Below are 6,797 nucleotides of genomic sequence, written 5' to 3'. Positions count from 1 at the left end.
CATTTCTTGTCCGTACAAGAAATGGGGCCGCCCGCCGGGGCGGGACCCGGCAACTGCACCGCTCAATGAGCGGCAAATCCAAGCCCGCCGTCGGAGCGCGGTATGCCACAAACCATAACGAAAAGGGAGCGGGGATATTCCCCGCTCCCTTATTCAACCTCATCGGTGTCTGCTTTGAGATGAGCCAACCCGTACTCAAAAAACTGCACAACAAGCGCATTGAGTGAAATATTTTTAGCCTGAGCAATTTGTTCCATCCGGTCAACCAGACTTTTGGGCAAACGGAAAGTTTTGTTTACTTTCTCGGGGTCCTGCTTTTTTATTTCGAGCATCTGCATCACCTGATTATTATTGTAGATGCAAATTGCACGAATATATACACCTTATTTTGCAAGATATTAATATTGCAAACATGGGGATTATTAATTATAATGGAGTTACAGCTTCTACATAGGGAAACGGTTTCGGAAGCTGACAAAAACGCCTCGCGGCTTGGCCGCGAGGCGTTTTATCATTTGCCGTGCAGATGAACGTCCATCTGGTTGTAGGGGATCGAGATGCCTTCCGCGTCAAACCGGCGCTTGACCTCCTCGAGCAGGTCAAAGTTGAGCGTCCAGTAGTCGGGTGTGTCCACCCATACGCGGCAGGCGATCTTGATCGCGGAGTCGCCGTGCTCGGACATGCGGACGACCGGCTCGGGATCCCGGTGCGCAAGGGGGTTGTCGTCGAGCGCGCCGCGGATGATCCGCTTGGCCTTCTCAAAATCGTCGCCGTAGCCGATCGAAAAGACGAGGTCGAGGCGGCGGGTCGGCTCATAGGTGAAGTTGACGATCTCCGCCTTGGCCACGTCGCCGTTGGGGATGTGCACGACCTTGTTGTCGAAGGTCTTCAGGATCGTGTAGTTGAGGCGGATCTCCTGGATGGTGCCCTCGTTGCCGTTGATGCGGACATAGTCGCCGAGCGCAAAGGGCTTGGTAAAGAGCACCGACATGCCGCCCGCGAGGTTCGCGAGGGAGTCCTTGACGGCCAGCGAGACCGCCAGGCCGAAGACGCCGAAGAGGGCGATGAGCGACCCGGCGGCGGAGGGGGCGAGCACGGTGACGACGATGATGCCGAGTACGATATAGAGCACCGCGCAGATGATCGAAACGATGAAATTATGCAGGGTGGGGTCGAGCTTGGAGCGCTTAAGCATTTTGCGGGAGAAGGAGCAGATCCAGCGCACAAGCAGGATGCCGGCCGCGAGGATGATGAGCGCCGTCAGCAGGCGGGGGGCGAAGTCGAGAAATTTGTGCCACAGGTAGTTCCACCGGGTGTCGGAGGGCATGCTGGTGAGGGCGTTCACCACCTCCTGGATTTCGGAGGCGGCGGAGGAGGTGTCGATGGTTTCCATGAAGGCTCCTTTCAATCCGCCTTCCCGGCGTGGGAGGCGGATTTTTTGATGTACGAGGAGGGGGATACGCCGGTGATCTTTTTAAACACGCGGGAGAAGTAGAGGGAGTCGTCATAGCCGACCGACGCGGCGACCGCCGAGACGGGCAGGGAGGAACGCTCGATCAGTTCCACCGCCTGGGAGATGCGGAACTTGGTCAGGTATTCGTTGGGGGAGGTGCCGATATGCCGCATGAACACCCGGTAGAGGTGGCTGCGGCTGATGCCGACCGAGGCGGCGATGTCGCTGACGTCGATCGAACCGGAGTAGTTGTGCGCGATGAACCGGATGGCGCTCTCGACATATTCGAGCGAAAGCCCGGCGGCGGGCGCGGGCGCGCCCGGCTGCTCGGTGAGCAGCGCGAGGAAGAGGTAGAGCAGGCCGATGGCGCGCAGCTCGCTGGCAGGGGTGGTGCCGGAGGCGCGGTAGATGCCGGTAATGGCGCTCTCAATGGCGGACGGGTCCTCAAAGCGGACGACCGGCTTTTCGCGGGTGAAGGGGGTCTGGGCCATCAGCAGCTTGGCCTCCGCGCCGTTGAAGCCCACCCAGCAGTATTCCCACGGGTCTGCGTCGTCCGCGCGGTAGGTCACGATGACCGAGGGGTAGACGATGAAGGTGTCGCCCGCGCCCACCTCATGGGTGACGCCGCCGGCGGTATAGCTGCCGCGCCCGGAGATGACGTGGTGTACGAGAAAGTGGTCCCGCAGGCCGGGCCCCCAGGTGTGGGATGGCTCGCACTGCTGCACGCCGGCGTTATAGATGGCGATGGGCAGGCTTTCGCGCGTTTTGGTCTTATAGGAGTGTTTGAAGATGCCGTCTGCCATAGGAAGGCCCCCTTTATTTTGCGTCTCCTAATTAGTATAATCAAAAAGGCGATTTACTGCAACAATCGTCCATAAAAATGGGACTTTTTTGTGTTGAAATTCCGTACAATTTGCGTTAAGCTAAAATTACAGATATTGAGAGGGCCCCGCGCGCGGCGGGACCCCATCGGAAACGGACCGGCGACACGACAAAACGATGGAGGAAATGGTATGAAGACACAGGAGATGCGATCCAGGATCACTTCCGGCGGGCTGGACCGGGCGTTCGACTATCTCTACAGCGAAAAGGCGCCGCTCCAGCGGGAACGCTATGAGGCCGCGGTGGGGGAGTTTGAAAAGCTCTTCGGCGCGGGCCGGGAGGTCGGGCTCTTCAGCGCCCCGGGGCGCACCGAGGTGGGCGGCAACCACACCGACCACCAGCAGGGACGGGTGCTGGCCGCGGGCGTCAACCTCGACGTGATCGCGGTGGCCGGCAGGAACGACGACAACGTCATCCGCATTCAGTCGGAGGGCTTCCCGATGGACACCATCGACCTCTCCGACGTGTCGGTGCGGGAGTGTGAAAAGAACACCGCCGCCTCCCTCATCCGCGGCGTGGCCGCCAAGTTTGCCGCCCTCGGCTACCGCATCGGCGGCTTCGACGCCTACACCACCTCCAGCGTGCTCAAGGGCTCCGGCCTCTCCTCGTCGGCCGCGTTCGAAACGATCGTCGGCACGATGCTCAACTGCCTCTACGCGGGCGGCGCGGCGACCCCGGTGCAGATCGCCCAGATCGGCCAGTACGCCGAAAACGCCTATTTCGGCAAGCCGAGCGGCCTCATGGACCAGATGGGCTGCTCGGTGGGCGGCTTCATCACGATCGACTTTCAAAACCCGGAGAAGCCCATCGTCGAAAAGGTGGACTTCGACTTCGCCCATTCGGGCTACAAGCTCTGCGTCGTCGACACGGGCGGCAACCACGCCGACCTCACCGGCGACTACGCCGCCGCGCCGGTCGAGATGCGCGCGGTGGCGGAGGCGCTCGGCGGGAAGGTGCTGCGCGACGTCGCGCCGGAGACCTTCTACGCGGCGCTGCCCGCGCTGCGCGGCAAGTGCACCGACCGCGCCCTGCTGCGCGCCTTCCACTTCTACGCGGACAACGACCGGGTGCCCAGGCAGGTCGCCGCGCTCAGGGCGGGCGACTTTGAGGAATTCAAGCGCCTTGTGATCGAGAGCGGGCGCTCCTCCTTCATGTACCTGCAAAACGTCTACACCTGCAAGAACCCCGACGAGCAGGGCCTCTCCCTCGCGCTCGCGATGAGCGAGCACCTGCTGGCCGGCCGCGGCGCGTGGCGCGTCCACGGCGGCGGCTTCGCCGGGACCATCCAGGCGTTCGTCCCCGAGGACCTGCTCGACGGCTACAAGGCCGCGATGGAGGCGGTGTTCGGCGCAAACCACTGCCACGTGCTCTCCATCCGCCCGGTCGGCGGGGTGGACCTCTGCGCCCTGTAAGGCGCGCCCGGTTAACAGGAAACGATACACCGATCAGATACATACAGGAGGAATCAGAATGGCTGAATTAAGATGGCATCCCCTGACACAGGACTGGGTCATGATCGCTTCCCACCGGCAGGCGCGCCCGCAGATGCCCAAGGACTGGTGCCCCTTCTGTCCGGGCTCGGGCAAGGTGCCGGACCACTACGACGTGCTCGAATACGACAACGACTTCCCGGCGCTGAGCCAGACGCCCCCCGAGCCGGACGACGTGGCGAACGACTTCTTCAAAACCGCGCCCGCCTACGGCAAATGCGAGGTCATCCTCTATTCGCCCGGGCACACGACGACGGTGCCCGAACTGTCGGACGACCATATGGCGAAGCTGGTCGACCTGTGGTGCGAGCGGTTTGAAAAGCTCTCGCAGGACGAAAAGATCAAATATGTCTTCATCTTTGAAAACCGCGGCGAGGCGGTGGGCGTTACGATGCCCCATCCGCACGGCCAGATCTACGGCTACTCCTTCGTGCCCAAGAAGCTCCAGCTCGAGCTCAAATCGTCGGGCGAATACTACGCTGAAAAGGGCAGATGTCTCTTCTGCGACATGCTCGCCGAGGAGCAAAAGTTCGGCCAGCGGGTGATCTTCCAGAACGAGCACTTTACCGTCTTCCTGCCCTTCTTCACCGAGTACCCCTACGGCGTGTACATCTTCGCCAACTCCCACAAATCGAACCTCCTTGAGTTCACCCCCGGGGAGCGCCGTTCACTGGCCGTCACCATCAAGCACACGGTCGGCATGCTCGACAGCCTCTTCGGCTACAAGTTCCCCTATATGATGTGTATGCACAACGCCCCGGTGAACGGCCCGGATGTGAAGGACAGCTACCACTTCCACATCGAATTTTTCCCGCCGATGCGCAGCGCGGACAAGGTCAAATTCAACGCCTCGAGCGAAACGGGCGCGTGGGCGCACTGCAACCCGACCCGTCCCGAGGAGACCGCCGCCGAGCTTCGCGAGGCGTACGGGCGGTATATGGACACCCTTAAATAAGCGCTTGTGGAGCCCCCACAAAGCGGCCGCCCGGAAGGACGGCCGCTTTGTCTTTTTGGGCGGGGGAGATGGATTTTTCATGAAATGTTTGTTAAAATTTTTTCAAAATTGCGGCGTTAAGGCGTTGCAAATACCCGCAAGATATAGTATACTTAGTTCTGGTTTCGATTTTTTGTAGAAACCAATTTCCTGTATCATTTTACCAAATATATAGCAAGGAGAATGGGCATGAATATTGATTTTACCCTTGCGGGCGCAGTCATCATCACGGGTCTGGTGGTCGTCTTTGTGGCGCTGATCGGTCTTTCGCTGATCGTCTGGCTGATCGGAAAGCTCTTCGTCTCCACCGGCCTGGGCTCGCCGAAAAAACCGGCGCAGCCCGCCGCGGCCCCCAAGCCCGCCGCACCGGCGGCACCCAAGGCGGCCCCGCAGCAGGCGGCGGCCCCGGCTCCGGCACCCGCCGCGCCGGCGGCTCCGGCTCCGGCTCCCACCATGGTGATCCAGCCGATCGTCGAGGAGGGTATCGGAGACGATATCATCGCGGTGATCTCGGCGGCGGTCGCCTCGATGTTCGGCGGCGGCGAAAGCGGCCAGCCCGCGGCCGAGGGCGGCTTTGTCCTGCGCAGCATCCGCCGCGCGCGGGAGCGCACCTCCTGGGCGCAGGCCGGCATGATGCAGAACACCCAACCTTTTTGATTGACGGAGGGCAGAGACAATGTTTGAAATTTTTGCGGACTCGGTCCAGACGATCGTGTCCAAGTCGGGCTTCCAGAACCTGACCGGCGGGCAGGCCCTGATGATTCTGGTTTCCTTCGTGCTCATGTACCTTGCGATCCGCAAGGGCTTCGAGCCGCTGCTGCTGCTGCCGATCGCGTTCGGCATGCTGCTGACCAACCTGCCGATGGCGGGAATGTACCACCCTGAAATCTTCATCAACGACACCGGGCATATCGCGTGGGAGATGCTTGCCAACGGCGGCGGCCTGCTCGACTACCTCTACCTCGGCGTCAAGCTCGGCATCTACCCGCCGCTGATTTTCCTCGGCGTCGGCTGCATGACCGACTTCGGCCCGCTGATCGCGAACCCCAAGAGCTTCCTCATGGGCGCGGCCGCCCAGCTCGGCATCTTCCTCGCCTTCTTCGGCGCGCTGGCGCTCGGCTTTACTCCCGCCGAGGCCGGCTCGATCGGCATCATCGGCGGCGCGGACGGCCCGACGGCGATCTTTACGACGACCCAGCTGGCTCCGCACCTGCTCGGCTCGGTGGCCATCGCGGCCTACTCCTATATGGCGCTGGTCCCGATCATCCAGCCGCCCATTATGAAGCTGCTCACCACCAAGAAGGCGCGCGCCGTCCGGATGGAGCAGCTGCGCCCCGTCTCCAAGCTCGAGAAGATCGTCTTCCCGATCCTCGTTGCGATCCTGGTATCCTTCCTCGTTCCCGACACCGCCCCGCTGATCGGCATGCTCATGCTCGGCAACCTCTTCCGTGAGTCGGGCGTGGTCGACCGCCTCAACAAGACGGCGCAGAACGAGCTGATGAACATCGTCACCATCTTCCTCGGCGTCACCGTCGGCGCGACGGCGAGCGCGGAGCGGTTCCTCACCCCGCAGACCCTCGGCATCATCGTCCTCGGCCTCATCGCGTTCGCGTTCGGTACCGCGGGCGGCGTGCTGCTCGGCGACCTGATGTACGTCCTCTCGGGCGGCAAGATCAACCCGCTGATCGGTTCCGCCGGCGTGTCGGCCGTCCCGATGGCGGCGCGCGTTTCGCAGAAGGTCGGCCAGAAGGAGAACCCGACCAACTTCCTGCTCATGCATGCGATGGGTCCGAACGTCGCCGGCGTTATCGGCTCCGCCGTGGCCGCGGGCGTCCTGCTCTCCATCCTCAAGTAATGTTCGATATCGATAAAAAGGCGGCCCATGCGGGCCGCCTTTTTTACGTTCCCACGGGTCGGGAAATGTGGTATACTGTAGTTGCCGCGGGCGCGGAACGCGCCCGGCCAAACAACGGAATGT

General features: G+C 61.8%; 7 protein-coding genes. 4 read left to right on the top strand and 3 right to left on the bottom strand.

The window, feature by feature from the left end:
• Nucleotides 1–149: 149 nt before the first annotated feature.
• From NE609_RS09850 to NE609_RS09840, 3 genes are all read right to left on the bottom strand, one after another.
• The gene (locus NE609_RS09850) at nt 150–332 is read right to left on the bottom strand and encodes a hypothetical protein (protein ID WP_101549332.1); all 183 of its coding nucleotides are present in this window, start codon (nt 330–332) and stop codon (nt 150–152) included.
• Between the two features lie 179 nt (nt 333–511).
• Nucleotides 512–1,393 carry a mechanosensitive ion channel family protein gene (locus tag NE609_RS09845; protein ID WP_256152413.1) on the bottom strand — a complete coding sequence of 294 codons (882 nt, stop codon included), beginning with the start codon at nt 1,391–1,393 and terminating at the stop codon, nt 512–514.
• Nucleotides 1,394–1,404: 11 nt separating this feature from the next.
• Nucleotides 1,405–2,256 (bottom strand): AraC family transcriptional regulator, encoded by an 852-nt coding sequence (locus tag NE609_RS09840; RefSeq protein ID WP_121586945.1) that lies wholly within the window; start codon nt 2,254–2,256, stop codon nt 1,405–1,407.
• 210 nt (nt 2,257–2,466) lie between these two features.
• Between NE609_RS09840 and NE609_RS09835 the strand changes: the two genes are divergently transcribed.
• The 4 genes from NE609_RS09835 to NE609_RS09820 all read left to right on the top strand — a co-directional run bounded on the left by NE609_RS09835 (nt 2,467) and on the right by NE609_RS09820 (nt 6,674).
• Entirely contained in the window at nt 2,467–3,747 is a 1,281-nt protein-coding gene (locus tag NE609_RS09835; RefSeq protein WP_256152412.1) for a galactokinase family protein, read from the top strand.
• 58 nt (nt 3,748–3,805) lie between these two features.
• Nucleotides 3,806–4,780 (top strand): galactose-1-phosphate uridylyltransferase, encoded by a 975-nt coding sequence (gene galT, locus NE609_RS09830; RefSeq protein WP_101549341.1) that lies wholly within the window; start codon nt 3,806–3,808, stop codon nt 4,778–4,780.
• 228 nt (nt 4,781–5,008) lie between these two features.
• Complete coding sequence (locus NE609_RS09825; RefSeq protein ID WP_256152411.1) at nt 5,009–5,476, top strand: OadG family transporter subunit; 468 nt, start codon at nt 5,009–5,011, stop codon at nt 5,474–5,476.
• A gap of 19 nt (nt 5,477–5,495) precedes the next feature.
• The gene (locus tag NE609_RS09820) at nt 5,496–6,674 is read left to right on the top strand and encodes a sodium ion-translocating decarboxylase subunit beta (RefSeq protein ID WP_256152410.1); all 1,179 of its coding nucleotides are present in this window, start codon (nt 5,496–5,498) and stop codon (nt 6,672–6,674) included.
• Nucleotides 6,675–6,797 lie beyond the last annotated feature (123 nt).

It is taken from the genome of Anaerotruncus sp. DFI.9.16, from assembly GCF_024461615.1.
GTDB classification, from domain to species: Bacteria; Bacillota; Clostridia; order Oscillospirales; family Ruminococcaceae; genus Anaerotruncus; species Anaerotruncus massiliensis.
This window is presented reverse-complemented; position numbering and strand designations above follow the sequence as displayed.